Origin of the sequence: Idiomarina sp. UBA3176, from assembly GCF_002364295.1 — a bacterium.
Lineage (GTDB): Bacteria > Pseudomonadota > Gammaproteobacteria > Enterobacterales > Alteromonadaceae > Idiomarina > Idiomarina loihiensis.
Genome location: NZ_DEXU01000026.1, coordinates 22,799 through 46,958, shown reverse-complemented (window position 1 = coordinate 46,958; position 24,160 = coordinate 22,799). Strand labels below are relative to the sequence as shown.

Annotated in this window: 23 protein-coding genes and 2 tRNA genes; 14 read left to right on the top strand and 11 right to left on the bottom strand. The window is 47.4% G+C overall.

Annotated elements, in window-relative coordinates:
• Positions 1-4 precede the first annotated feature (4 nt).
• The gene (locus B2U97_RS12915) at positions 5-709 is read right to left on the bottom strand and encodes a flagellar brake domain-containing protein (protein ID WP_034822618.1); all 705 of its coding nucleotides are present in this window, start codon (positions 707-709) and stop codon (positions 5-7) included.
• 327 nt (positions 710-1,036) lie between these two features.
• On the opposite strand from B2U97_RS12915, the gene B2U97_RS12910 reads away from it, so the two are divergent.
• From B2U97_RS12910 to B2U97_RS12885, 6 genes are all read left to right on the top strand, one after another.
• Positions 1,037-2,254: an aspartate aminotransferase family protein gene (locus tag B2U97_RS12910; protein WP_011235544.1), complete on the top strand. Its 1,218-nt coding sequence runs from the start codon at positions 1,037-1,039 to the stop codon at positions 2,252-2,254.
• Between the two features lie 13 nt (positions 2,255-2,267).
• Complete coding sequence (gene astA / locus B2U97_RS12905) at positions 2,268-3,290, top strand: arginine N-succinyltransferase (protein ID WP_110013401.1); 1,023 nt, start codon at positions 2,268-2,270, stop codon at positions 3,288-3,290.
• 14 nt (positions 3,291-3,304) lie between these two features.
• A complete protein-coding gene (gene astD / locus B2U97_RS12900; protein WP_110013400.1) occupies positions 3,305-4,774 on the top strand; it encodes a succinylglutamate-semialdehyde dehydrogenase in 1,470 nt (489 codons plus the stop codon).
• 69 nt (positions 4,775-4,843) lie between these two features.
• Entirely contained in the window at positions 4,844-5,194 is a 351-nt protein-coding gene (locus B2U97_RS12895; RefSeq protein WP_011235541.1) for a DUF3802 family protein, read from the top strand.
• 44 nt (positions 5,195-5,238) lie between these two features.
• Complete coding sequence (locus B2U97_RS12890) at positions 5,239-5,655, top strand: OsmC family protein (RefSeq protein ID WP_196803391.1); 417 nt, start codon at positions 5,239-5,241, stop codon at positions 5,653-5,655.
• A gap of 3 nt (positions 5,656-5,658) precedes the next feature.
• Positions 5,659-6,510, top strand: a complete 852-nt coding sequence (locus B2U97_RS12885; RefSeq protein ID WP_011235539.1) for a 23S rRNA (adenine(2030)-N(6))-methyltransferase RlmJ — start codon at positions 5,659-5,661, stop codon at positions 6,508-6,510.
• Here the strand turns inward: B2U97_RS12885 and B2U97_RS12880 are convergent, their stop codons facing one another.
• From B2U97_RS12880 to B2U97_RS12870, 3 genes are all read right to left on the bottom strand, one after another.
• Positions 6,511-7,410: a phosphoribulokinase gene (locus B2U97_RS12880; RefSeq protein WP_011235538.1), complete on the bottom strand. Its 900-nt coding sequence runs from the start codon at positions 7,408-7,410 to the stop codon at positions 6,511-6,513.
• A 74-nt stretch (positions 7,411-7,484) separates the two neighbouring features.
• Positions 7,485-7,709 (bottom strand): SlyX family protein, encoded by a 225-nt coding sequence (locus B2U97_RS12875; RefSeq protein ID WP_011235537.1) that lies wholly within the window; start codon positions 7,707-7,709, stop codon positions 7,485-7,487.
• Positions 7,706-8,701 carry a WD40 repeat domain-containing protein gene (locus B2U97_RS12870; protein ID WP_110013396.1) on the bottom strand — a complete coding sequence of 332 codons (996 nt, stop codon included), beginning with the start codon at positions 8,699-8,701 and terminating at the stop codon, positions 7,706-7,708. The genes B2U97_RS12875 and B2U97_RS12870 overlap by 4 nt, the downstream gene beginning before the upstream one ends.
• 94 nt (positions 8,702-8,795) lie before the next feature.
• On the opposite strand from B2U97_RS12870, the gene fkpA reads away from it, so the two are divergent.
• On the top strand, positions 8,796-9,536 hold the full coding sequence (fkpA, locus tag B2U97_RS12865) for an FKBP-type peptidyl-prolyl cis-trans isomerase (protein ID WP_011235535.1): 741 nt from the start codon (positions 8,796-8,798) through the stop codon (positions 9,534-9,536).
• Between the two features lie 74 nt (positions 9,537-9,610).
• Here the strand turns inward: fkpA and B2U97_RS12860 are convergent, their stop codons facing one another.
• Positions 9,611-10,087 carry an Rsd/AlgQ family anti-sigma factor gene (locus B2U97_RS12860; RefSeq protein ID WP_011235534.1) on the bottom strand — a complete coding sequence of 159 codons (477 nt, stop codon included), beginning with the start codon at positions 10,085-10,087 and terminating at the stop codon, positions 9,611-9,613.
• Between the two features lie 102 nt (positions 10,088-10,189).
• On the opposite strand from B2U97_RS12860, the gene nudC reads away from it, so the two are divergent.
• The 4 genes from nudC to B2U97_RS12840 all read left to right on the top strand — a co-directional run bounded on the left by nudC (position 10,190) and on the right by B2U97_RS12840 (position 16,408).
• Positions 10,190-10,987 carry an NAD(+) diphosphatase gene (gene nudC, locus B2U97_RS12855; protein ID WP_286823664.1) on the top strand — a complete coding sequence of 266 codons (798 nt, stop codon included), beginning with the start codon at positions 10,190-10,192 and terminating at the stop codon, positions 10,985-10,987.
• 78 nt (positions 10,988-11,065) lie between these two features.
• Entirely contained in the window at positions 11,066-12,142 is a 1,077-nt protein-coding gene (gene hemE / locus B2U97_RS12850; protein ID WP_034822598.1) for a uroporphyrinogen decarboxylase, read from the top strand.
• A 108-nt stretch (positions 12,143-12,250) separates the two neighbouring features.
• On the top strand, positions 12,251-13,306 hold the full coding sequence (locus B2U97_RS12845; protein ID WP_011235531.1) for an efflux RND transporter periplasmic adaptor subunit: 1,056 nt from the start codon (positions 12,251-12,253) through the stop codon (positions 13,304-13,306).
• 3 nt (positions 13,307-13,309) lie between these two features.
• Complete coding sequence (locus B2U97_RS12840) at positions 13,310-16,408, top strand: efflux RND transporter permease subunit (protein WP_011235530.1); 3,099 nt, start codon at positions 13,310-13,312, stop codon at positions 16,406-16,408.
• Between the two features lie 12 nt (positions 16,409-16,420).
• Here the strand turns inward: B2U97_RS12840 and B2U97_RS12835 are convergent, their stop codons facing one another.
• The 3 genes from B2U97_RS12835 to rsgA are packed head-to-tail and all read right to left on the bottom strand — an operon-like array spanning position 16,421 to position 19,070.
• Positions 16,421-17,149: a glycerophosphodiester phosphodiesterase gene (locus B2U97_RS12835; protein WP_110013392.1), complete on the bottom strand. Its 729-nt coding sequence runs from the start codon at positions 17,147-17,149 to the stop codon at positions 16,421-16,423.
• Positions 17,146-18,024: an archaetidylserine decarboxylase gene (gene asd, locus B2U97_RS12830; RefSeq protein ID WP_286823678.1), complete on the bottom strand. Its 879-nt coding sequence runs from the start codon at positions 18,022-18,024 to the stop codon at positions 17,146-17,148. Before asd ends, B2U97_RS12835 begins: the two co-directional genes overlap by 4 nt.
• Positions 18,025-18,026: 2 nt before the next feature.
• Positions 18,027-19,070, bottom strand: a complete 1,044-nt coding sequence (rsgA, locus tag B2U97_RS12825; protein ID WP_034822595.1) for a small ribosomal subunit biogenesis GTPase RsgA — start codon at positions 19,068-19,070, stop codon at positions 18,027-18,029.
• Between the two features lie 69 nt (positions 19,071-19,139).
• Between rsgA and orn the strand changes: the two genes are divergently transcribed.
• The 3 genes from orn (at position 19,140) to B2U97_RS12810 (ending at position 19,951) form a co-directional block, all read left to right on the top strand.
• Positions 19,140-19,691, top strand: coding sequence for an oligoribonuclease (gene orn, locus B2U97_RS12820; RefSeq protein ID WP_034822593.1), 552 nt, complete (start codon positions 19,140-19,142; stop codon positions 19,689-19,691).
• A gap of 68 nt (positions 19,692-19,759) precedes the next feature.
• A tRNA-Gly gene (locus B2U97_RS12815) sits at positions 19,760-19,835 on the top strand.
• 40 nt (positions 19,836-19,875) lie between these two features.
• Positions 19,876-19,951: transfer RNA gene (locus B2U97_RS12810), tRNA-Gly, on the top strand.
• A 72-nt stretch (positions 19,952-20,023) separates the two neighbouring features.
• On the opposite strand, the gene B2U97_RS12805 is transcribed toward B2U97_RS12810, so the two are convergent.
• The 3 genes from B2U97_RS12805 to B2U97_RS12795 all read right to left on the bottom strand — a co-directional run bounded on the left by B2U97_RS12805 (position 20,024) and on the right by B2U97_RS12795 (position 24,006).
• A complete protein-coding gene (locus tag B2U97_RS12805) occupies positions 20,024-21,169 on the bottom strand; it encodes a dicarboxylate/amino acid:cation symporter (protein WP_034822591.1) in 1,146 nt (381 codons plus the stop codon).
• Between the two features lie 75 nt (positions 21,170-21,244).
• Positions 21,245-22,162, bottom strand: coding sequence for a histone deacetylase family protein (locus B2U97_RS12800; protein WP_034822589.1), 918 nt, complete (start codon positions 22,160-22,162; stop codon positions 21,245-21,247).
• Between the two features lie 2 nt (positions 22,163-22,164).
• On the bottom strand, positions 22,165-24,006 hold the full coding sequence (locus B2U97_RS12795; protein ID WP_011235523.1) for a GNAT family N-acetyltransferase: 1,842 nt from the start codon (positions 24,004-24,006) through the stop codon (positions 22,165-22,167).
• Between the last annotated feature and the right edge of the window lie 154 nt (positions 24,007-24,160).

Here is a 24,160-nt window from a genome sequence, read left to right as displayed (position 1 = left end):
GAGGTCAGCACTCAAACTCGGTGTCGATTAATAAATGCTCGAACACTTTACCGATATGCGCTTCCTCGTCAGTGAAGCGCACGCCAACACTTATCATTCCATGCTCTTTGCGCTGATTCATAATTTGACCTGAAAGAGTCAGAGGCTCTTTCTGAGAACCCGAGCCAATACTGATTTTTATATTCATATGAGTGACATTACCTGTCTGGTTCTGCGCCTTAAACACAATTCGACACCCGGCAGAAGAGATATCGACGATAACACCACTGGCCAATTTCTTTTTAGTGTTAGTCTGGCTGCCGTCAGCAGTAACATCGACTGGAATGTGTGTTCGAACCCTCCGCTGTGCGCGTAGTGCGCGATTCTCAATTTCTTTGGGATAATCCAGATACAGCAACCTGAACGGGATATTTGAGACGGCCCGGATCTTTGTTTTAAACGCCAGGCATTCACCCGCTTCTCCCTCTAAAACCAAGCGAACAATAACCGGGTTGCCTTCATATAACACATCGGCATAGCTGCCGTCAGTGCGTGGATTCGGCTGTTTTAACAATAAATAGTTACCGGTATCAAAGCCCACAACCTGAAGCTTGGTGCGCACCTTGGTCGCCGAAGAAAACTCAACATCAATTACGTCGCCCGGACGTAAGTAGGTAAGCTTTAACTGTGGTTGAGATGAGGCGTTCAGGGGCGGAGTCTGATTTTCCATAACGTCTTCTGTTGCCGAACATTTATTCAATAAGTCAGGCTAAATTAACACCAGTTAAAGATCAATGTAATTCTGCGTACTTAAATGTTAATTCGGAGAAAACATTTTCGTGACCTAAAAAATAATGACTAAAGATTCATGGTTTCAGTATGCATTAGCATAACTATTCGTATCTTATGCAAGAAAAGCGTAAACCCTCGGGATTAGGGATTTATAACCGAATTATCACAGACAAACTGCACAAATTTTGGCATAATAGCCGGCTACTTTTAGAGATGAATTTGTTGACACCTTTGTTAACTCGCTAAGGCGATAAGGACGAGAGTAATGACAGACAATAAGACAGTAAACCGTGAAATGTTTAATGATGTAATGGTTCCAAACTACAACCCGGCATCGATGATTCCAGTTAAAGGAGAAGGTGCTCGTGTTTGGGATCAAGAAGGTCGTGAGTATGTCGACTTTGCCGGTGGTATCGCTGTGAACTGTCTTGGTCATTGCCACCCAGCGATGGTGTCAGCCCTACAGGAACAGAGCCAGAAGTTGTGGCATCTAAGTAATGTTTTTACCAACGAACCGGCAATTCGTCTGGCGAAGAAATTAACCGAAGCCACCTTTGCTGATCGCGTTTACTACGCTAACTCAGGTGCTGAAGCCAACGAAGCGGCATTAAAGTTGGCGCGTCGCTGGGCAATTGAAAAGCACGGTGAGCATAAGCAACAAATTATTGCTTTTACCAAAGGTTTCCACGGACGCACCTTCTTTACCGTAACCGTGGGTGGCCAGCCAGCCTACTCTGACGGTTTTGGTCCAAAACCTGGTGCTATTGAGCATGTGGATTACAACAACATCGACGCGCTTAAGGAACTGATTTCCGACAAAACTTGCGCGGTAATGATGGAGCCATTGCAAGGTGAAGGCGGCGTAGTAAGCCCTGACGTGGAATTCGTGAAGGCGGTACGTGAACTGTGTAATGAAAACGACGCGTTATTGATTTTTGATGAAGTACAAACAGGCTTTGGCCGTACCGGTAGCCTCTATGCTTATGAACAGCTGGGCGTAACGCCGGATATTCTGACTTCAGCCAAGGCTTTAGGCGGTGGTTTCCCTATTGGCGCTATGCTGACAACAACGGAAATTGCTGAGCATCTTAAACCTGGTACTCACGGTAGTACTTACGGCGGTAACCCACTGGCATGTGCTGTATCAGAAGCGGTATTTGATGTTGTGAATACGAAAGAAACGCTGGACGGCGTGAAGCAACGTGAGCAGTGGTTCAAAGAGCAACTGGCCGCAATTAACGAAAAATATAACGTGTTCAGCGAAATTCGAGGTCAGGGCTTATTACTTGGCGCGGCAATGAATAAAGAGTACGAAGGGCGTGCGCGCGACTTCTTGCTGGCCGGTCAAGAGCATGGCGTGATGGTACTGATTGCCGGTGCTAATGTGGTGCGTTTTACCCCGTCACTGGTTATTTCTGAAGAAGACATTAAAGAAGGCCTGCAGCGCTTTGAAAAAGCTGTTGCTCAGGTCGTCGGTCAATAACTGAGGCTGTTTTATGTTGCTAATCAGACCCATTAAGCCGTCAGATTACGAAGCGTTATATCAGTGCGCGATTGAATCCGGTCATGGTTTTACTTCCTTACCGGTAGACCAGTCGCTGCTGGAGCGCCGCATTAATGCGGCGCAAAAAGCATTCGCTAAAGACACCGTTGAAACACCGGGCGATGAAAGCTACCTGTTTGTTATGGAAGATACCGAAACCGGTACTATTGCAGGTGTCAGTGGTATTGAAGCTGCGGTGGGTTTGAATGAAGCCTTCTGGCATTACCGTTTGGGTAAAGTTGTGCATCATTCAGAAAAGCTTAATATTTATAATGCGCTGGAAACCTTAACCTTGTGTAATGACTACACAGGTGTTTCTGAGCTATGCACTCTATTTTTGCGTGAACCCTACCGGCACAATATGAACGGACGTACTTTATCTCGTTTCCGTATGCTGTTTTTAGCGCAGTTTAAACAGCGTTTCAGCGACTGGGTAATAGCCGAAATGCGCGGTGTTTCAGATGAAAATGGGGATTCGCCATTCTGGAACTGGCTGGAAGAGAACTTTTTCTCGATGGACTTTCCTAAAGCCGATTACTTAAGCGGCATTGGTGATAAAGTCTTTATTTCTGAATTGATGCCACGCTTCCCTATTTATACCAACTTGTTGAGTAAGGAAGCGCAGGCGGTTGTCGGTAAAGTTCACGACAATACCCGCCCGGCACTGAAATTGCTGGAGTCGGAAGGTTTCCGGTTCAGAGGCTTCGTCGATATATTTGACGCAGGGCCAACGGTTGAAGCCGAAGTGTGTAATCTTAATAGTGTCCGTAACAGTCGTTTAGTGACGGTAACTGTCAGCGGATCTACAGCGGAAGATGAAGGTATTCCTCATATTGTCTGCAACACGCAACTGAAGAACTTCCGCGCAACCAAACTGTCTTTACCAGCAGGTGCAGACGAACTCATATTGACGACAGAACAAGCCCAGGCAATGCATTTAGAAAGCGGCGATGAAGCCCGCATTGTTGCACTCTAAGCAGGAGTATTTGTATGACGAACAGTATTCAATTTATTGATGGTTGTTGGGAAGCTGGCGAAGGCCAGTTGTTCAAATCGATTGATCCAGCACGAAACGAAGTTATCTGGAGTGGCGAAGCTGCCAGTGAAACTCAGGTTGAAAAGGCCATTCTGGCAGCACGGGCGGCATTTCCGGACTGGTCTGGTCGCAGTGTTGAAGAACGCTTGGCTATTTGCCAAAAATTCTCTGAATTGCTGGAAGAAAATAAAGAGCACTTGGCTCGTACCATGGCTAAAGAAACCGGCAAACCCGTTTGGGAAACTCGCACCGAAGTTGGCGCTATGATGGGTAAAGTGGCTATTTCCGAGCGTGCTTACCATGAACGCACCGGTACCGTGGAAAACGACATGCCGGGCGCAAAAGCCTTTATCCGCCACAAGCCGCACGGTGTGGTCGCTGTTTATGGCCCTTATAACTTCCCGGGGCATTTGCCTAACGGGCACATTGTACCGGCGCTTATTGCGGGTAACACTGTGGTGTTCAAGCCAAGCGAACTGACTCCTATGGTGGCTCAGGAAACCGTGAAGTTATGGGAAAAAGCAGGCATTCCAGCGGGTGTTCTCAACCTGGTTCAGGGTGAAGTTGATACGGGTAAAGCATTGTCAGCGCATCCACAAATTGACGGTCTGTATTTCACTGGCTCATCAAACACCGGCCATTTGTTACACAAACAGTTTGGCGGTCGTCCGGATAAAATTCTGGCACTGGAAATGGGCGGTAATAACCCATTATTGGTGACTAATGTGGCTGATATTGATGCAGCGGTACACAATATTGTGCAATCGGCTTTCATCACTTCTGGTCAGCGCTGCACTTGTGCACGTCGCTTGTTCATCGAAGATTCTGAGCAAGGTCGTGCTGTACTGGAACGCCTCATTGAAGTGACTGAGAATATTCTGGTCGACGACTACGAAGCTGATCCACAGCCATTCATGGGTGCCATGATTTCTGCTAAAGCTGCGGGCGAAATGGTCGATGCACAGAATGAGCTGTTACATAAAGGAGCTAAGTCATTAGTTCGTATGAAGCAGACCGATTCGAAGAAAGGCTTTGTCACTCCGGGTATTGTGGATGTAACCGGAGTTGAAGATTTACCGGACGAGGAGCATTTCGGACCATTATTGAAAGTGTATCGTTTTAAAGATATCGATGCGGCTATTAAAGAAGCGAACAACACGCGTTATGGTTTGTCTGCTGGTGTATTGTGTGACGATGAACAAACCTATCGTTACTTCTTTAAACACATTCGTGCAGGTATTGTGAATTGGAATAAGCCGATTACTGGTGCCAGCAGTGCCGCACCTTTTGGTGGTATTGGCGCAAGCGGTAATCATCGCGCTAGTGCGTATTATGCGGCGGATTATTGCGCGTATCCGGTCGCCTCTGTGGAAGCTGACAGCATGAGCTTACCTGAGAGTTTAGCACCAGGGCTTAAATTTTAATCGCAATCTGTGCTAGTTTAGTGGCTGGGCAACGTATGGGTTGCCTGGCCGCGTGACAAAGAGAAACAGATGATAGTTGAAACAGACGGATACATTGAGTTAATCCAGTACCTGACAGGTCAGTTACCGGTCTTCACTGAACAAAGTAGCAGCGCAAGAACTGCGGATTACACTTTGCGCGACTTTATGGAAGAGCGCTTGTCAGAAAGCATGATGGCAGTGTTTGAGCAGAATGAGCTTGATGAGGCTGTGCGGCTGGATATTGTCCGGGAAACGGATGCTATCGTTTACGATTTAGAAGAGGTGTTATCGAAAGTTCTGGATACACACCCGACTCCGCAGCAGGAAGCCTTCATTAACGAGTTTGTCGGTCTGGTAAAAAACCTTTTCGATGAGCGTCTGCAAAGTTACCGACTTTAGTCTTTTATTGAGTTCAGCAAGGATCTTCAATGTCAGCAAATAGCATGAATGCAAAGGTCACCTGGGTAGAGGGCATGACTTTTGTGGCTACCTCAGGTAGTGGTCATCAAGTGGTTATGGATGGTGACAGCCCGGGCAAGGCGCCCAGCCCTATGGAAATGGTGCTAATGTCTGCGGGAAGTTGCGCATCGGTTGATGTGGTCAGCATATTGCAAAAAGCTAAGCAGAACTTTCAGCGCTGCTATTGTGAGTTGTCAGGGACACGTGCCGATTCAGTACCAAAGGTTTTTACCGACATTCACCTGGAGTTCGTGGTCGTGGGCACCGATATCAACGAAAAGCACGTAGAGCGTGCGGTGAAACTGTCAGCCGACAAGTACTGTTCGGTGGCTAAGATGCTGGAAGCTTCGGTTAATATTACCCACAGTTACCGTATTGAATCCCCTCAACAAGACGACTGATCTTTGAATTATCGACACATTTTTCATGCTGGCAATTTTGCCGATGTTTTTAAGCATTTGCTGTTGGCGCGGGCGCTAGAGTATTTTCAGCAAAAGAATAAGCCCTACTTTGTACTCGATACCCACGGTGGTATCGGCTACTACGATTTGCAAGGCGATCAGGCAATAAGAACTGCTGAAGCTGAGCAGGGCATTGTTCGTTTTGCTGAGCACTCAGCTGAAGAGCCTTTAGCCGCCGCATACTTAAGCACCGTGCGTCAATTAAACGAAGAGCAGGATAAGCTTCGGTATTACCCCGGTTCACCGGTCATAACTTCTGAATTTTTACGCGAAAATGACCGGTTAGTTGTTTGTGAACTGCATAAAGAAGACGCAGAGACTCTTAAAAACACCCCCTTGGGGCGACACAAACAAGTGCAAATACTGGCTCCTATGGACGGTTATCAGGCTGTGCGTGCGCAACTGCCCCCGGCTGAAAAGCGTGGTTTGGTACTTATTGACCCGCCTTTTGAAAACACCACGGAGTTTGACGATGTGGTCAGCGCGCTTGAACAGGGCTTAAAACGCTGGAAAAGCGGCAGCTTTGCGGTTTGGTATCCCATTAAAGATGAGCTGAAAACGGCGGCTTTTCATCGCGACGTTGGCGCTTTGTCGGATCTGCCTAAGACTCTGATCATGGAGCTGAATATACGCACCAATGATGAGCGTAAAGGGCTTCACGGCTGTGGCTTTCTCTGGGTTAATCCGCCTTATGGCGTGGTACAGGACAGCGAGCATCTGTTACCCGTGTTGTGCAAGACTCTGGCTCAGGATAAAGGTGCCAACTTTCACAGTCGCTGGTTAGTTGGTGAGTAGTTACTTACTTGATATCCAGTCAACCTGACGGCGAACCTGGTTTTTCCTTTCCATAATTTGTTCAATCAGCGGTGTCAGAATAAGCTCCATGGCTAAGGCCATTTTCCCACCGGGCACAACTAGGGTGCTGGTACGTGACATAAACGAGCCGTCTATCATCTGCAGGTAATATGGGAAGTCGACGTTCTTAATACCGCGAAAACGAATAACAACAAAACTCTCGTCCAGTGATGGAATATCCTTGGCGCTGAAAGGGTTGGACGTATCAACCGTAGGTACTCTCTGGAAGTTGATATGAGTACGCGAAAACTGCGGAACAATATGGTGAATGTAATCTTCCATGCCGCGAATAATGCTGGTGGTAACCGCTTCACGTGAGTGCCCCCGCTCCGAGGTATCGCGAATTAATTTCTGGATCCACTCAAGGTTAACAATGGGCACCATACCGATTAATAAATCAACATATTGAGTTACATCGTAGCCGTCTCCGCAAACACCACCATGCAAGCCCTCATAGAAAAGTGCATCGGTACTTTCAGGCAGTTCTTCCCAGGGCGTGAAAGTACCGGGCATTTGGTTATAAGGAACCGCATCATCAAAGCTGTGTAAATAGCGACGGACTTTACCGTTGCCGGTTTGCGAATAAGAGCGGAATAACGATTCTAACCGGTCAAAGTCGTTGGCTTCGGCACCAAAATAACTGATATGACGACCCTGTTCCTGAGCTTTGCGAATAGCCAAGTCCATTTCAGGGCGGGAGTAGCGATGAAAGCTGTCACCTTCCACAAACGCTGCACTCACATCTAACGAACGAAAGATATGGCGTACGGCCTGACCTGTGGTGGTTGTTCCTGCTCCTGATGAACCGGTAACGGCAATAATCGGGTGCTTTGATGACATAACATTCTCGCAAACTAAATAAGAACAGTTGTTATACTGACCTGATTTGCTAAGGTCAAGGTAAACCCAACGCTTTAATAATGAGGAGGGGGTGGTTCGTCTGCCGGATCTGAGTCAGTCGACTGATTCTCCTGCATTTGTTTTAGGCGTTTTCCTAACCAGCGAATTTGCTTTTGCATTTCACTCATTTGCTGAGTCTGCTCAGTAACTAGTTTATTTAGTGAATCAATAGTGTCTTCCTGGAATGTTAACTGCATTTCCAGATTAGTTAATTGTGCTTCTATCTTCTCTACTGTCATTCTTTACTACCTGTTAAATCAATATTCCACCACTCAGCAAGACCGGCAGAGCTCTCGCTAATGACCTGTTGCTGTTTTTCATCAAAGACGACGGCTAACACCGCAGCGTTGCTGGGACGTCCTCCGTCGCGTAAATCTACCCGCCAGTGCGTGAGCTCTTCTCCTGTCGAGGTGTCCCAGATTGCAATTTGACGTGATGGCGAGCCGGTAATGAGATAATCACCGGATGCGCTAAAACGCGCAGCACTAAAAATTTTATGGCGCTCTATGAATTTAAGTTTTGAGGCAATTTCGCCATCGGGTAGTGAGTGAATAATCGAATTATCGATTGCATCTGAGATAAACGCGAAGTGACCATCAGGGTGCAGAGCAACCTGTGTGATCCGCCCTTCCAGTGGCCAACGGTGCATAATTTGCCCGCTCCGGGTATCCCACAGAATAGCCGAATGGTCGTTTGAACCGCTTAGAACATAAAAACCATTGGGCGAAATATCAAGAACATTAATACTTTCGGTATGCCCATAAAATTCAATACGTCGACCTGAGGCGGGGTTGAAAGCAACCTGTGTACCGTCTTGCTTTCCAAGCACCACCGTTCCACCTTTTTTACTGACCACCAGCTTTTGTATCTCGCCTGAACCTATTTGCCAGAACCCCAGATTTTCGCCGTTATTAATATCCCACATGGAGAATTCTTTACGCGATGCTGCAACCGCCACTTCCCCGTCGGCGCTAATATCAACGTCTATAATCTGAGAGACGGTGTTTTCATTATGCTGCCATTGGTACTTGGCGTTGGTGGCATAACGTGGCCACAGCAGTAAACCAGTTTCATCTGTAGAGACTAGGCTATAGTTTCCGTCGTCGGAAATATCAGCGGCGTAGGTGCCGTTTTCAGCGTGAATCGTTTTCTTGACCTTTTCCGGTGCAGGTTGGCAACCGGTAATTACAACCAGCAAAATAAACGCACCGCAGAGCTTAAGAAAAGGCATAGGCAAGTTCCTTGTGGTTGTGTAGTATGGTTCTGTTAGATAACACTATTATGGCATAGTCCGAAAGGATGCAAGACGATAATTGGAGAAAACGATGAAACAACTGATGAAGCCGTTAGCTATTTCAGCTATCGCGCTGGTACTGGCGGCCTGCTCACAAGAAAAATTTCCGGCGAATGATACGGAATTAAAAACAGACAAAGACAAGCAGGCTTACGCTCTAGGCTCTTCTGTTGGCGGGTTTATTGCACGTAACTTAGAACGTCAGGAAGAAGCGGATTTCATGCTGGAACGCGATATTGTTATTGCTGGCTTTGTGGATGCGGTTAAAGGTGATCCTCAGTTAAGTGATGAGGAAGCTGAAAAAATCCTGAACACTATGCGCAAAGAAGTTATGGAGCAACGTCAAAACGTATTGGGTAAGAAAGCGGCGGAAGAAGGTAAAGCGTATTTAGCCGAGAACGCGAAAAAAGAAGGTGTTCAAACAACGGATTCAGGTCTTCAGTATGAAGTTCTTAAAGAGGGTGACGGTGTTAGTCCATCCGAAACCGATATGGTAGAAGTTCATTACGAAGGCACGTTGGTTAATGGGGAAGTTTTTGATAGCTCCTATGAACGTGGCGAGCCTACATCTTTTCCGCTAAACCGAGTTATTCCGGGCTGGACTGAAGGTCTGCAGTTGATGAAGGAAGGTGCTAAGTACCGTTTTGTGATCCCGTCTGAACTTGCATATGGAGATCGTGAATTGGGTGATGGTCAAATCCCACCAAATTCAACGCTGATTTTTACCGTTGAATTACTTAACGTACAAAAAGACGAACCGGATACCGAATAAGCTCAGTTGAGTTTTCATCTATACAAAAACGCCGGCGAATTGCCGGCGTTTTTATAAATTCAATAAAAGTCAGCTTAAGCTGTTATTAAATTATGCTCGTCTAAATGGTTGAGAAGTTTGTCTTCAAACTCCATTCTTAATTCCAATGCTTCACCAAGTGCCGATAAATCTCTATCGAAGGTTTCACAGTGGTCAGTTGAGCTTATCTCACCGTACTTATCGTTAAAATCTAACGCTATTTCGGTTGTGTCAGAAATTAAAGGGAATAACTCATCAGCCAAATCATCAACTGAGTTTCCCTGAGATGAAGCTTCGCGCACAATTTGGTCATAAATTTCAAAATGACCACTCGATACGTAGTCGACTAATTGACCGCAAAAGTTACGGATATCAGTGACGTCGGGTAAGCCCGAGCGAATGCTTTCATAAGGCGGGAGCGCGGCAAGTTTAAAGTAATTCACCAGTAAGTCCTGGCGCTCGGATAGCCATAGGTCGATACTTTTATGAGCGCCGCCCCAGCGCTTTTTTGCCTGCTCATTACGGCTTAACATGATACTCTCCGTCTATAGTTTCAGTACCTAATGTAAATTCAGAAGCATTAGAACTCAACTGATTTTACAGAAAACCAAACGCATTTGATACGCGGGATTAATATGGCGACTTTGTATTCAAAACCGGCGGGTGATGAACCTGCCTGGTGGTTTGTGGTGAGCTCTGACCATCTTTTTCTGGATGAAAGCGGAGAAGTCCCCTTTGGCTGCCTGCAAGATCTGAGCTTTCCAGACTTAAATGACTACCGGGTAGTGGAAATAGGAGAACTGCGGGAGCGCAGCTGTTATTTGGTCATGGCTGACTATATGGATGAGCAGTTCATTGGTGGTGAGTTCGTGCCTTTACGGCAATTACTTACCGTGGATGACATGGAAAAGTTTGCGATGGCAGGCAGAGCCCGGCAATTCAGCGACTTTTTGAATACTCATCGCTTTTGTGGCCGCTGCGGGGCCCGCATGCAGACCATTGAATGGGAGCTGGCGATGCATTGTAACCAGTGTCAGCAACGTTGTTACCCGCGCGTGTCGCCATGCATTATCGTGGCTATTCGCAAAGGTGACAAAATTTTATTGGCTCAGGGTAAGCGGCATAAGCCTGGGTTGCACTCTATACTGGCAGGGTTTGTTGAAGCCGGCGAAAGTCTGGAGCAGGCATTAGAGCGAGAAGTTTATGAGGAAGCAGGTATCCGCGTTAAGAACATTCAGTACCATTTAAGCCAGCCCTGGTCTTTCCCTCATTCATTAATGATGGGATACACTGCAGACTGGGCAGAAGGCGAATTGCATATTGATCCGCACGAATTGGTGACAGGCGACTGGTTTGCTTTTGACAGCCTTCCGAATATTCCGCCGGAAGGGACCATAGCAAGAACGTTGATTGACCTATCTCAAAAGAGGTAAGCATAAGTTTTCATGGAGCCAATGCCTGTGGACTGATAAAATGCCGGGCATTGATGTTGATAAATAATTGGATTCGCTATGACCGCTCCGGCGCTTAAAAATGATCGTTACCTTCGTGCATTGGCAAAACAACCTGTTGATCGCACACCCGTCTGGATGATGCGTCAGGCTGGGCGCTATTTACCTGAATATAAAGAAGTGCGCGGTCAGGCTGGCGACTTTATGTCATTATGCCGTAACACTGAACTGGCCTGTGAAGTGACCATGCAACCGTTACGTCGATTCGACCTGGATGCCGCTATACTCTTCAGTGATATTTTGACCATTCCGGATGCTATGGGTCTGGGTTTATATTTTGAGGCTGGCGAAGGTCCAAAATTTAAAGACCCGGTTCGCAGCATGGCTGCTATTAAAAATCTGGCTGTGCCCGATATGGAAGACGAGCTGGGTTACGTGATGGATGCTGTGCGCGCTATTCGTCGCGAACTGAATGGCAGTGTGCCACTTATTGGTTTCTCCGGAAGTCCCTGGACACTGGCGACCTACATGGTTGAAGGTGGCAGCACCAAAAACTTCTCCAAGGTGAAGCAACTGATGTTTGCTGATCCTGAAGCTATGCATACCTTGCTGAATGTACTGGCTGAGTCCGTTACTCAGTATTTAAATGCGCAGATTGCCGCAGGTGCGCAGTCGGTCATGATATTCGATACCTGGGGGGGAGTTTTATCACCACGTGACTACAAAGCATTTTCTCTGGCTTACATGGAGAAAATTGTAGCGGGTCTTACGCGGGAAGCCGACGGACGCAAAGTGCCGGTTACTTTATTTACCAAAAATGGTGGGCAATGGTTGGAAGCTATGGCTGCCAGCGGTGCCGATGCGCTGGGTGTGGATTGGACCACCGATTTATCCGATGCCAGAGCTCGTGTTGGTAGGCAAGTCGCGCTGCAGGGAAATATGGACCCTAGCGTACTGTATGCGAAACCAGCGCGGATTGAGGAAGAAGTACAAAGCATATTACAAAGCTATGGTTCAGGTACTGGCCATGTGTTCAATTTGGGGCATGGAATTCACCCCGAAGTAGATCCGGAGCATGCTGCTGCTTTTATTGAAGCTATTCACAAATACAGCCCCGCGTTTCATTCAAACGATTGAATTTGCGATTAAACCGCCAGAATCCTCGTTAAGTGCACCGCCTTTAGGCGGTGTTTTGCGTACAATAGTCCATGTTAAAACCGTTGTAAAAAGAACCTAGAGGTAAGCATGGCGAAACGTTCCTGGATTAATCCCATTACTATTGTTGTCGTTGTCCTGACTGCGGCAGCTGTGTATTTGTTTGGGTTTCCGCCTGAAACTAAGGTTGAAGAGGGAAAGGAACAGTCGGTTCCGGTTAAAACTCAGACCGCTGAAATTAGTGAGTTCCGCGATACTATTGAAGCGTTAGGCACCGCCATGGCCAATGAAACGGTTCGTATTACCGCGCAAACTCAGGACGTTGTTGAAAAAATCTATTTTGAAAGCGGCGACTTAGTTGAGCAGGGACAACTGCTGGCTGAGTTAAATGCGCGTATAGAAGTAGCTCGTGTGCAACAACTCAAATTTAGTTTAGACGAAGCAAAACGACAGCTGGAACGCATAACCGAATTGCGTCGTGGTAATGCAGCCTCACAACAACAACTTAATGAGCAACAAGTTCGGGTAAATGGGCTCCAGGCCGATTTAGAAGTTGCGGAAGCAACTTTAAAAGAAATGAAGATTTATGCGCCATTTTCAGGCCGTGTCGGTATTCGTGAAATAAGCGCCGGTTCTCTGGTCAGTCCGGGGGATGTGTTTACAACGCTTGATGATATCAAACCTATTAAAGTGGACTTCAGCGTTCCTGAACGTTATTTCGCTAGTATTGCCGTAGATCAGGAAGTGATTGCCCGCAGCCGTGCATATCCGGGCGAACAGTTTATTGGGCGTATTTCCAGCATTGATTCTCGTGTGGACCCGGTAACGCGGTCAGTAAAAGTCCGTGCAAAAATTAACAATGATGATGAACGCCTGCGTCCGGGAATGCTTTTGCAAATTACTTTGCTACGGAGCATTGATGAAGCTCTTTTGTTGCCGGAAAAAGCGCTTATCCCCATTCAAAACAGACAATATGTGTATGTGTTAACACCGGATAATCGCGCGCGCCAAAAAGAAGTCACTATTGGTCGACGTAAGCCCGGTATTGTGGAAATTACAGGCGGCCTTAAACCCGGAGAAGAAGTTATTATAGAAGGTATTGTTCGCCTTCGTGACGGTGTACCCGTTTCTGTGCAGGGAGGTTAAAGTATGTTGTTGTCAGACCTTTCTGTAAAACGTCCGGTTTTTGCAACCGTACTGAATATTCTGCTGGTGGTTTTCGGTATTGTAGCTTTTACCATGCTGCCGTTGCGAGAATATCCGGATATCGATCGTCCTATAGTTACTATTGATACAGACTACCCCGGCGCCTCTGCCGAAGTTGTAGAAACTCAGGTCACGCAGTTAGTCGAAGACCGTATTAGTGGCATAGAAGGCATTAAAAACATTAGCTCTAGCAGCCGCAACGGGCGCTCCAGTATCAGTATAGAGTTTAATCTGACTCGCGACATTGATGCCGCTTCTAACGACGTTCGTGAGCGGGTGTCCCGGGTACTTGATAACCTGCCGGAAGAAGCTGACCCCCCTGAAGTTTCAAAGGCCTCAAGCGATGAGAGTACCATTGTCTGGTATAACCTTCGCAGCGAGAGCATGTCGATTCTGGAGCTAACTGACTACGCGGAGCGATACATCGTAGACCGTCTGTCAGTTGCCGACGGTGTCGCACGGGTAGTCATTGGTGGTGACCGCCGTTACGCCATGCGTGTATGGCTGGACCGTGATGCTATGGCGGCACGGCAGGTGACGGTAACCGATATTGTTAGCCGTTTGCGAGAAGAAAACGTTGAGCTTCCGGCAGGTGAAGTTGAGTCAACCGACAGAGAATTCTCGGTTCGTATGGCACGCGCGTATTTATCGCCGGAAGACTTTAAAAACTTGGTGATACGACAGGGCGACGATGGTTACTTAGTCCGGTTGGGTGAAGTGGCCCGGGTAGAACTGGGTGCCGAAGATGACAAAACCGACTTCCGGGGTAATGGCGTTAACATGGTTGGTGTTGGTGTCATTAAACAGTCGAAGGGCAACACCCTGGATGTGGTGAAGAACGTTCACCGGGAAATGAAAAAAATTCAGGAAACCCTGCCTGAAACCATGTATCTGGCACCCAGCTATGACTCGTCGATATTTATTCAGGGCTCAGTTGACGAAGTTTATAATACTCTGGCTGTGGCGATGGCACTGGTTATTGTCGTTATTTACCTGTTTTTAGGAAATATAAGGGCAACTATTGTTCCTGCGCTGACGGTGCCTGTGGCGATTATTGCGTCCTACATGGTGCTATTCGCACTGGGCTTTTCCATAAACTTGTTAACCTTGCTGGCGCTGGTACTGGCTATTGGACTGGTGGTTGATGACTCTATTGTCGTGCTGGAAAACATATACCGCCGTATAGAAGAGGGAGAGCCTCCGGTTCTGGCTGCTTATCGTGGAGCCAGAGAAGTGGGCTTTGCGGTTATTGCGACAACTCTGGTACTGATTTCGGTATTTGTACCGTTGGCTTTCTTAGACGGAAATATCGGTAAGCTTTTTACGGAGTTTGCCCTTGCCATAGCCGCTGCTGTTGCTTTTTCCAGTATTGCTGCACTGACGTTAACGCCAATGCTGAGCTCTAAAATACTGAGTAAAAAAGAGCGTACCAGTAAATTTGGTAAGGCTTTTGATGCGACTTTCAACTGGCTGGAACAAGGTTACCGTGGCGTGCTTGAGAAAAGCGTGAAGCGGCCTATGATGGCAATCGTGTTGGTGGTTATGTCGGGTGTTGTTGCGTTCGGTTTATTCAGCTTTATTCCACAAGAGTTCGCGCCACCTGAAGACCGCGGTACTTTTTATATTCAGGTGCGCAGTGCCGAAGGCGCAAGTTTCGAGTCCAGCTCCAGACATATGGACGAAATAGAACAGATTCTTTTGCCTTATATTGATGAAGGCAAGATTGACCGTTTGATTGTTCGTGCTCCCGGTTGGGGCGGTAGCGCCGGTATTGCTATCGTCGGTGCCGTTCCGTTTGACGAGCGTGACTGGTCAAGTTTTGATCTAATGGAAGAAATGCGCTCTCAGTTGGATTCGGTTGTCGGCGTTCAGGCGTTCGCTTTTATGCGGAGTGGTATTAGCGGCGGAGGCGGGCGTCCGGTCGAATTCGTGTTGCAGGGGAATACCTACGAGCGCTTAGCTGAATTTCGTGACATTGTTATTGAGGAAGCTTCTACCAACCCGGGTTTACAGGATCTGGACAGTGACTATAAAGAAACTTTGCCACAATTACTGATTCAGGTGGATGAAGCCAGCGCGGCTGATTTAGGAGTTTCAGTGCAGGATATAGGTATCACCTTGCAGTCTGTATTAGGCCAAAGACGAGTGACAACCTACCTTGATCGCGGTGAAGAGTATGACGTGATGCTGGAGGGCGAAAAAGCCGATTACCGTAGCCCCAGCGCCATAGATAATATCTATGTACGTTCGCGTAAAAGTGACGAATTGATTCCGCTTTCTAACCTCGTAACCATCACTGAGCAGGCCACTTCAGCCCGGCTTAACCGATACAACCGTATGCGCAGTGTCACCATTGAAGCGAATCTGGCTGAGGGATATTCACTGGGTGAAGCGTTGAGTTATTTGGAAGGCGTGGTGCAGGAAAAACTGCCGGAAGATGTCTCAATTGACTATAAAGGCGAGTCTCAACTGTACAAAGAGAGTGGTAGTTCAATTGTCTTTGTTTTTGGGTTGGCATTGGTCATTACCTTCCTGGTTCTGGCGGCGCAGTTTGAAAGCTTTATTCATCCGTTGGTCATTATGCTGGCGGTACCTATGGCTATAGTTGGGGCTTTAATGGCGCTGTATCTGGCCGGAATGAGCATCAATATATACAGTCAGATAGGCATAGTAATGCTCATTGGTCTGGCAGCGAAAAATGGTATTCTTATTGTTGAATTTGCGAATCAGTTGCGTGATTCAGGAGTGGAGTTCAAAGAAGCTGTGCTTAAAGCTGCGCAACAGCGTTTACGACCGATTGTGATGACGGCGTTCACAACTCTAATGAGTTCCGTGCCACTTATCCTCGGTTCTGGGCCGGGAGCTGAAAGCCGTATGGTCATTGGTACGGTTATTTTTGCCGGGGTTGCAGTGTCAGCATTTTTGACGTTATTTGTTATTCCTGCTCTGTATATCGCTCTGGCGAAGAATACCAGCTCACCAATGGCTATCACGCGTAAACTGGAATCTTTACAGGAAGAGTATCCAGACCATCATAGTTGATGGCCTGCGGTGCTAATAGTGCAGAATAGGTTCGTTGCCGGCAGTGGTCAGGCCGGCAACGACGTTTTGTGCATAACTAGGGTGATTGGTAAAAATACCGTCGACTCCCATTGCGTGCAGTTCTTCAATGTCGTGCTGACCATCCACAGTATAGACATAAACTTGTAAGCCCCGGCGATGACCATCTGCGACTAACTCAGGTGTCACAAAGTCGACAGCGAAATGAGCTGAGAAGGCTTTGAGTTCTTCAGCGAAGTAGCAATAACTCAAAGGGCAACTGGCACTTAACGCTCCAATTTTAATGCTGGGACGACGCTTTTTAAGGCGTTGTAACCAATGGTGGTTAAAAGACGAAACCAGCAGTTGCTCGGGCTTAAAATTCGAGTTCTGCAGAGCGTAATCAACGTCCAGTAACAGCTCTTTGGTCGGCACATCGCCTTTAAGCTCGATGTTGACATGACAATGTCCGTTAATATGAGCTAAAGCTTCTCGCAGCGTGGGTATAGACTGCTGACCGAAGACTTTCAGATGCCGAATTTGCTCTGCGGTTAAATCTTTTAATCTGCCCGGGGTGGCGGTCAGGCGTTCTAAATACCGGTCGTGAAAGACAAAACGCTCACCGTCAATAGCGTAAACATCCAGCTCTATGCCATGCACTCCGCTGTCCATTGCGCGCGAGAACGCGGCGAGCGTGTTTTCCGGAGCCTCATAACTGGCTCCTCGGTGAGCCCATAAAATCAATCGTCGCTCTCTTTTATTTCTGCCATGACTTCACCCATACGGGTCACTGACAGAGGTTTAAGTTCGTCGTTAAACTCAATGGCGTCTTTAGCAAAGGTCAACACAACGGTCGAGCCCAGTTTAAAGTGACCCATTTCCTCACCTTTTTTAAGGTGTATCGCAGAGTGCCCCGAGGTTGGATATGACCAACTTTGAATACGCCCGCCGGTAGGAGGCGTTATGGTACCGGACCATACAGTACCGATACTGGCAACAATTGTAGCGCCAACCAATACCAATGACATGGGGCCAACTTCGGTATCAAAAATGGCAACCACGCGCTCATTTCGGGCAAAAAGATTAGGGACATTAGCCGCTGTTAACGGGTTAACGGAGTACAAGTCACCTGGCACATAAATCATTTTTTTCAGCACGCCGTCGCAGGGCATATGAATGCGATGATAGTCTTTCGGTGCCAAATAAATGGTCGCGAATTTACCGTCAACGAAAGGTTTCGCATCTTCTTCGTTGCCTCCCAGTAATTCCTGCAACGAATAATCGTGGCCTTTGGCCTGAAAAATACGTCCGTTTTCAATGTCGCCCAGTTGGCTGACGGCACCATCGACCGGATGAGCCAGTTCGCTTTCGCTGGCTTCTAAGGGTCTGAGCTCAGGTTTTAAATGGCGGGTAAAAAACGCATTAAAGGTTTTATAAGCTGTTGGCGATTCTTCAATGGCTTCACTCATATCAATTTTATACTGTCGGATAAACCAACGGATAAACAGCTGAGTAAACCATCCGGCACGCGCCGCAGCAAACTTTCCTATTAAGCGGGAAATTAAATGCTTAGGCATGACATGCTGGAAGAATATTTTGACTTTATCGGTCTTAGCCACAGTTATTTACCTCGAATTGCCCGACTGGGCTTTTGTGTTTTCATAGTCTCAATAATGCGATGATAATTAGAAAGACGCCAGTCATGCAATTGATTGTTGCTGACAGCTTCCTGTAATGCACAACCTGGGTCGTCTGCGTGTTTGCAGTCACGGAATTTACAGCCGCCTAAATAGTCGCGAAAGTCCACATAGCAACGAGCGATTCGCTCGGGTTCCAGATGCCACAATGAAAACTCCCGAATTCCAGGAGAGTCAATCAGTGCACCGCCTTGCTTTAAATCATACCAAGTTGCGACGGTGGTTGTGTGCTGTCCTAATCCTGAATTATCGGACACTAAATTCGTCTCGGCGTTCACCTCAGGTAACAGTTGATTGACCAGCGAGGATTTACCCACCCCGGACTGCCCAACCACAATAGAAATACTGTCTTTCAGCATGTCCTGCAGGGCATCCAGACCATCCTGAGTCGCGCTGCTGACGTTAAGGACTTTATAGCCAATACTCTCGTAGTCTTTTAAGCGCTGCTGGATATGGTTGCGCTCTTCTTCGTCTATTTCCGGCAGTAAATCGGCTTTATTCAGGACAATAACCGGCTCTATGCCAATGTCTTCGCAGGCGACTAAGTAGCGATCGATAATCGGAGAGGAGAAGCTTGGCAATACGCTCGAGATAATAAAGATTTGATCAATATTAGCGGCAACCGGTTTAAGACCGTCGTAGTAGTCGGGACGCGAGAGCAAGCTGTCGCGTTCCTGAACGGCAACCACTACGCCCTTCATGCCTTGTTGCTCAACCGAAGATCTGGACCATAAAACACTGTCGCCACACACCAGACTGCTGATAACCCTGCGAATATGGCAGCGATAGGTGTTTCCCTGCTCGTCACGGATATCGGCATGTTGGCCAAAGCGGCTGATAACGCGACCGGGCTCCGGTGCATTAAGCTGGCTGTCAGTCCACTCTATATCAGTGTTTTTCAGTCGCTTTTTCTGATTGACTGATACTTGCCGTTGCTGACCTTTGTTAAGACGTCTGCGTTTTACCAAGCCCGTTAACCTGTTGTCGTGCTAGAAATGACGCTATCATACAACAAATTGTATTGAGAGAGCAGGGTAATGACCGAGGACAATAAGAAACAACGCTTAATTTGGATTGACCTTGAAATGACAGGCCTGGAGCCTGATGAAAATCACATTATTGAAGTGGCTACCATAGTCACCGATGCCGAGTTAAACACTCTGGCCGAAGGGCCTGTCATTGCGGTTCATCAGCCACAAAAGTACCTGGACAGGATGGACGACTGGAATGTGAAAACACATACCGGTTCTGGTCTGGTTGAACGGGTAAAGAAAAGTCAGCACGACGAGCATAAAGCGGCTGCAGAGACCATTGAGTTTTTAAAGCAGTACATTGATGCCGGCGTATCACCAATGTGCGGCAACAGTATCTGTCAGGATCGCCGTTTTTTGGCAAAGCATATGCCTGGACTGGAAGCGTTTTTCCATTACCGGAATTTAGACGTCAGTACGTTAAAAGAGCTGGCTAAACGCTGGAACCCGGAAGTTGCCAATAGCTTTAAAAAGTCAGGTGCGCATGAGGCTTTAGCGGATATTCGCGAGTCTATTGCAGAATTACAGCACTATCGAGAGCATTTTTTCAGCAAATAAACCAATTGCGGCGTGAAAACTATTGACCTTATCGGTGGTATCAGTAGAATACACGCCGCACTGACGAAGCGGGAATAGCTCAGCTGGTAGAGCACAACCTTGCCAAGGTTGGGGTCGCGAGTTCGAATCTCGTTTCCCGCTCCAACGTCAGTCTTTCCAGAAATACTGCAATAAGTACCAATACGCGGGAATAGCTCAGCTGGTAGAGCACAACCTTGCCAAGGTTGGGGTCGCGAGTTCGAATCTCGTTTCCCGCTCCAAGTTTTAATCGCTAGTACGTTTAAATTGAATTTAATACGCACCAGCGACAAGGTGTTCTGAACCTTCGTTTACTAACTCTTCTTCGAACTATCTACAAACATAGCAATAGCGCCATCACCTGTAATATTACAGGCGGTACCGAAGCTGTCTTGTGCCATGTACAAGGCTATCATTAAGGCGATAGCAGTTTCGCCGAAGCCCAGCATTGAACCCAATAGACCAACCGCCGACATAACGGCGCCGCCGGGCACACCTGGTGCGGCTAACATGACAATGCCAAGCATTAAAATAAACGGCAGCATGGTAAAGAAGCCGGGAATAGCCAGTGAATTATGCAGCACCATAACCGCGACCGCACAGCTAACAATGGTAATGGTGGAGCCAGCTAAGTGAACGGTAGCGCAAAGTGGCACGGTAAAGTTGGCTACGTCATTATCGACTTTGTTTTTACGCACGCTTTGTAAGGTAACAGGAATAGTTGCAGCACTGGACATAGTACCTAACGCGGTGAAATAGGCTGGCAGCATGTTTTTAATTAAAAACAGTGGCGAACGACCGGTTTTTATGCCTGCCATAATGTACATAGAGGTGATGTAAACCCAGTGCAGAGCAACGGCAAGTATGAGAATGACACCAAATGTTTTCAGGGTATTAAACACCGTGCCGGCAACGGCCATTTCTGTAAAGATACCGGCAATATACAGCGGCAGCAATGGAATAATAACTTTAACCAACAGCAGCTCGATAATGTCGCGGCCTTGATCCGACAGTTTTTTCAAACTTTCAGCTTTAGTACTGGCAATGCCCAACCCGAATATAAAGGCTAGAACCAGAGCTGACATGACTTCCATAAGTGGCGGAACTGACAGTTCAATAAAAGGTTCGATAGTGGCTTTGGCTTCGGTAGAAACACTTTGAGCATCGGTGGTCAGCCAGGGCACGACAAGGCTGGCGGCGAAAAACGCAACACTACCGGCGATGACGGTAGAGGCATAAGCTATACCTAAGGTTTTACCGAGCATTTTTCCGGAGTTGCTTGGTAAGCTGGCAATACCGCTGGTAATGAAGAACAAAATAAGTAATGGGATGGTAAAGAATAACAACTGACCGAACAGAGCTTTAAAGGTCAATAACAGTTGGCTGACCCACTCGGGCATATATAGCCCAATGAGAATACCGGCGACAATACCCGCAATTAGCTTAAGAATTAATCCCATAATACTCGACTCTTTTTATGAATGTTTTTACGAATGGAAGCTTGCTGTTTTAGGCGCTATTTAAGCCTTAGCTAATTAGAGCAAGCCTTTTAAATGCGCAACCACGCTGCGGCCTAAAGCGCTGAGATTATACCCGCCTTCCAGGCAAGATACGATACGGCCGTCGCAATGATTATCGGCAATTTCTTTCAGTTTGAGGCTTATCCAGTGGTAGTCTTCTTCTTTCAATAAGAACTGCGACATGTCGTCTTCGGCGTGGCCGTCAAACCCTGCAGAAATCAGCATGAGTTGTGGAGCAAAGTCATCTAACGCCTTAAACCACTTTTGGCTAACGGCTTCTTGCCATTGTGGGCCTTTGCATCCTGCGGGTAAGGGAACGTTGTGGATATTGTCGGCGCTGGTGTCTTCGCCGGTAAAGGGGTAAAACGCCTGCTGAAAAGACGAACAAAATAAAATACGCTCATCGCTCTGAACAATGTCTTCTGTTCCATTGCCGTGGTGCACGTCAAAGTCGACAATGGCAACGCGTTCAAGCCCGTGCGTTTCCAGAGCATGGTAAGCGGCAATAGCAACATTATTGAACAGGCAGAAGCCCATCGCTTTGTCGCGGGTGGCGTGGTGTCCGGGCGGGCGCACGGCACAAAAGGCCTGCTTGTTGTAAGTGGTCAGTACATCATCCACTGCATTGATGGCGGCTCCGGCAGCCTTCAGGGCGGCGGCTTTACTGCCTGCGGTTATTAAGGTGTCCGGATCAATCCACTCGTGGTCGTACTCCGGAATTTGCGCGAAAACAAAATCGACATGCTCTTTGGTATGGGCTCTGTAAATAGCCTCAAGTGGCGCGTCGGAAGCGTCTTTTCTGACCAGAACAAAGTCCATTCCGGAGCGGATCAATTGGTCGTTAATGGCCGCTATGCGAGCCGGGCACTCTGGGTGTTGTTCATCCGGAATATGCTCCAGGCAATCTGAATGACTAAAAACAACGATAGACATAGCTAGTCTGCGTCCTCGTTCAGCTCGAGTTTCAGCAGCACTTCTCCGGGCTCTTCACTGGGTAGGCGCTTAAAGCCTCCGCGCTCGAACACGCTGAGCATGGGCTTATTAGCTGCCAGAACATAGGCCTGCATACTGTCCAGCTTGCGTTCTTTGGCAATACGGATCATTTCATCCAGTAACATGCCCGCCATGCCCCGCCCCTGATACTTCTCACGGGTAACAAAAGCCACTTCACAGCTATTTTGAGACTCAATGAAGTAGTAACGTCCTACGGCCTGAATTTGAACCGCTGAGCCCTTTTGGCGAACAATACACAGAGCCAGGTCTCTGGATTGATCAACGCTGACCAAATTGCAGGATTTCTCCCGGGTCATGTTGGTGGGCACGGCGTTGTATCGTAACTGCAGAGTTTCTTTTGTATGAGAGTAGAAAAACTCCTGCAATCGTCGTTCGTCTGATGGATAGAGAGGTCTTAAGTCGAAAGACTCATTATTAATTTTTAGCTTTTTAAAGCCGATGTCACCAAGTTCAGGCACATCGACAGGCGTTTGTTGCTGATAGTTGGGCACCCAGTAGTGTTTGCGTACTTCCTGTAACAGATGGCTACGGAATTTAGGGTGGGCAACACGAATCAGCTCTAATGCGCGTTCGCGGATACTTTTTCCGCGCAGCGACGCCACCCCAAATTCGGTTACGACATAATGCACGTGCCCTCGCGTGGTGACCACTCCGGCTCCTTCACGAATAAAAGGCACAATGCGCGATACTTTGCCGTCTTCGGTGGTTGACGGCAGAGCAATGACGGGCTTACCCCCCTTACTTAAGGAAGCGCCACGACTGAAGTCAACTTGCCCGCCAATACCGCTATAAAACTGATGTCCTATGGAGTCGGAAACAATCTGTCCGGTTAAGTCCACTTCAATGGCGCTATTAATAGCCACGAGTTTGTCGTTGCGGGCGACATTGGCCGGTGAGTTAACGTACTCACTAGGGTAAAAACCAACGTGGGGGTTGTGATCAACAAAGTCATACAGAGCTTTAGAACCCATACAAAAACTGGTGACGATTTTGTTCGGGTGAAAGGTTTTTTTACGATTGTTGATGACCCCTTTGAGCATAAGGTGCATAACATCGTCAGTGATAAGCTCACTGTGAATGCCAAGATCTTTGTGATTGCTCAGGTAACGCAGTGCCGCCGCGCAAATGGTACCCACACCAATTTGCAGAGTCGCGCCATTTTCAACCAGCAAAGCAATGTACTGGCCTATACGTTCAATGATTTTATTGTTTTCCAGGCTTGGCGGCGGCAGCTCCGGTAGTGGCGCCGCATGTTCCCAAAAATGGTGAATCTGGTTCGTGTGCAGAAACGACTGTCCATAGGTAACCGGCATATTAGGGTTAACCTGCGCTATTACCGTATTGGCAGACTTAGCTGCCGCGGCAACCACATCAACCGACACGCCCATAGAATGGTAGCCGTACTTGTCGGCGGGGCTGACCATAATTAAGGCCGCATCCAGCGGCAGAATTCCGTTACTGAACAAATTCGGAATGTCGGAAATAAAGCTGGGAGTGTAATCTGCGCGTCCTTCGTTAACCGCAGTTCGTACTGTATCCCCACCAATAAAAAAGGTGTTTACCTTAAAGAGTTGCTGATACTGCGGACCTGCCCATTTGTTATCAGACAGCGTCATTAACTGCACAATTTCAATATCGTGCAGGTTTTTCGAATTTTCTATCAGGTCATCAATAAGGGCCGTAGGCACCGCTGCGTGAGAACCTATAAAGATTCTCTGCCCGGATTTCAGTATTTTTGACCAGTCTAATTTTGTCTTTGTCATAGCACTGTTTTACCGCAGTGAGGTGCTTTGTGCAATCCTCTAAAGTGAGATAGACTCAGCGGTTAAATTACCGTCAAACGGACATGCTTCCCATGCAAAATAAAAACAATAAATGGGTTAATCAAAAAATTAAATTTTCTGTTGTCTCCGGGGC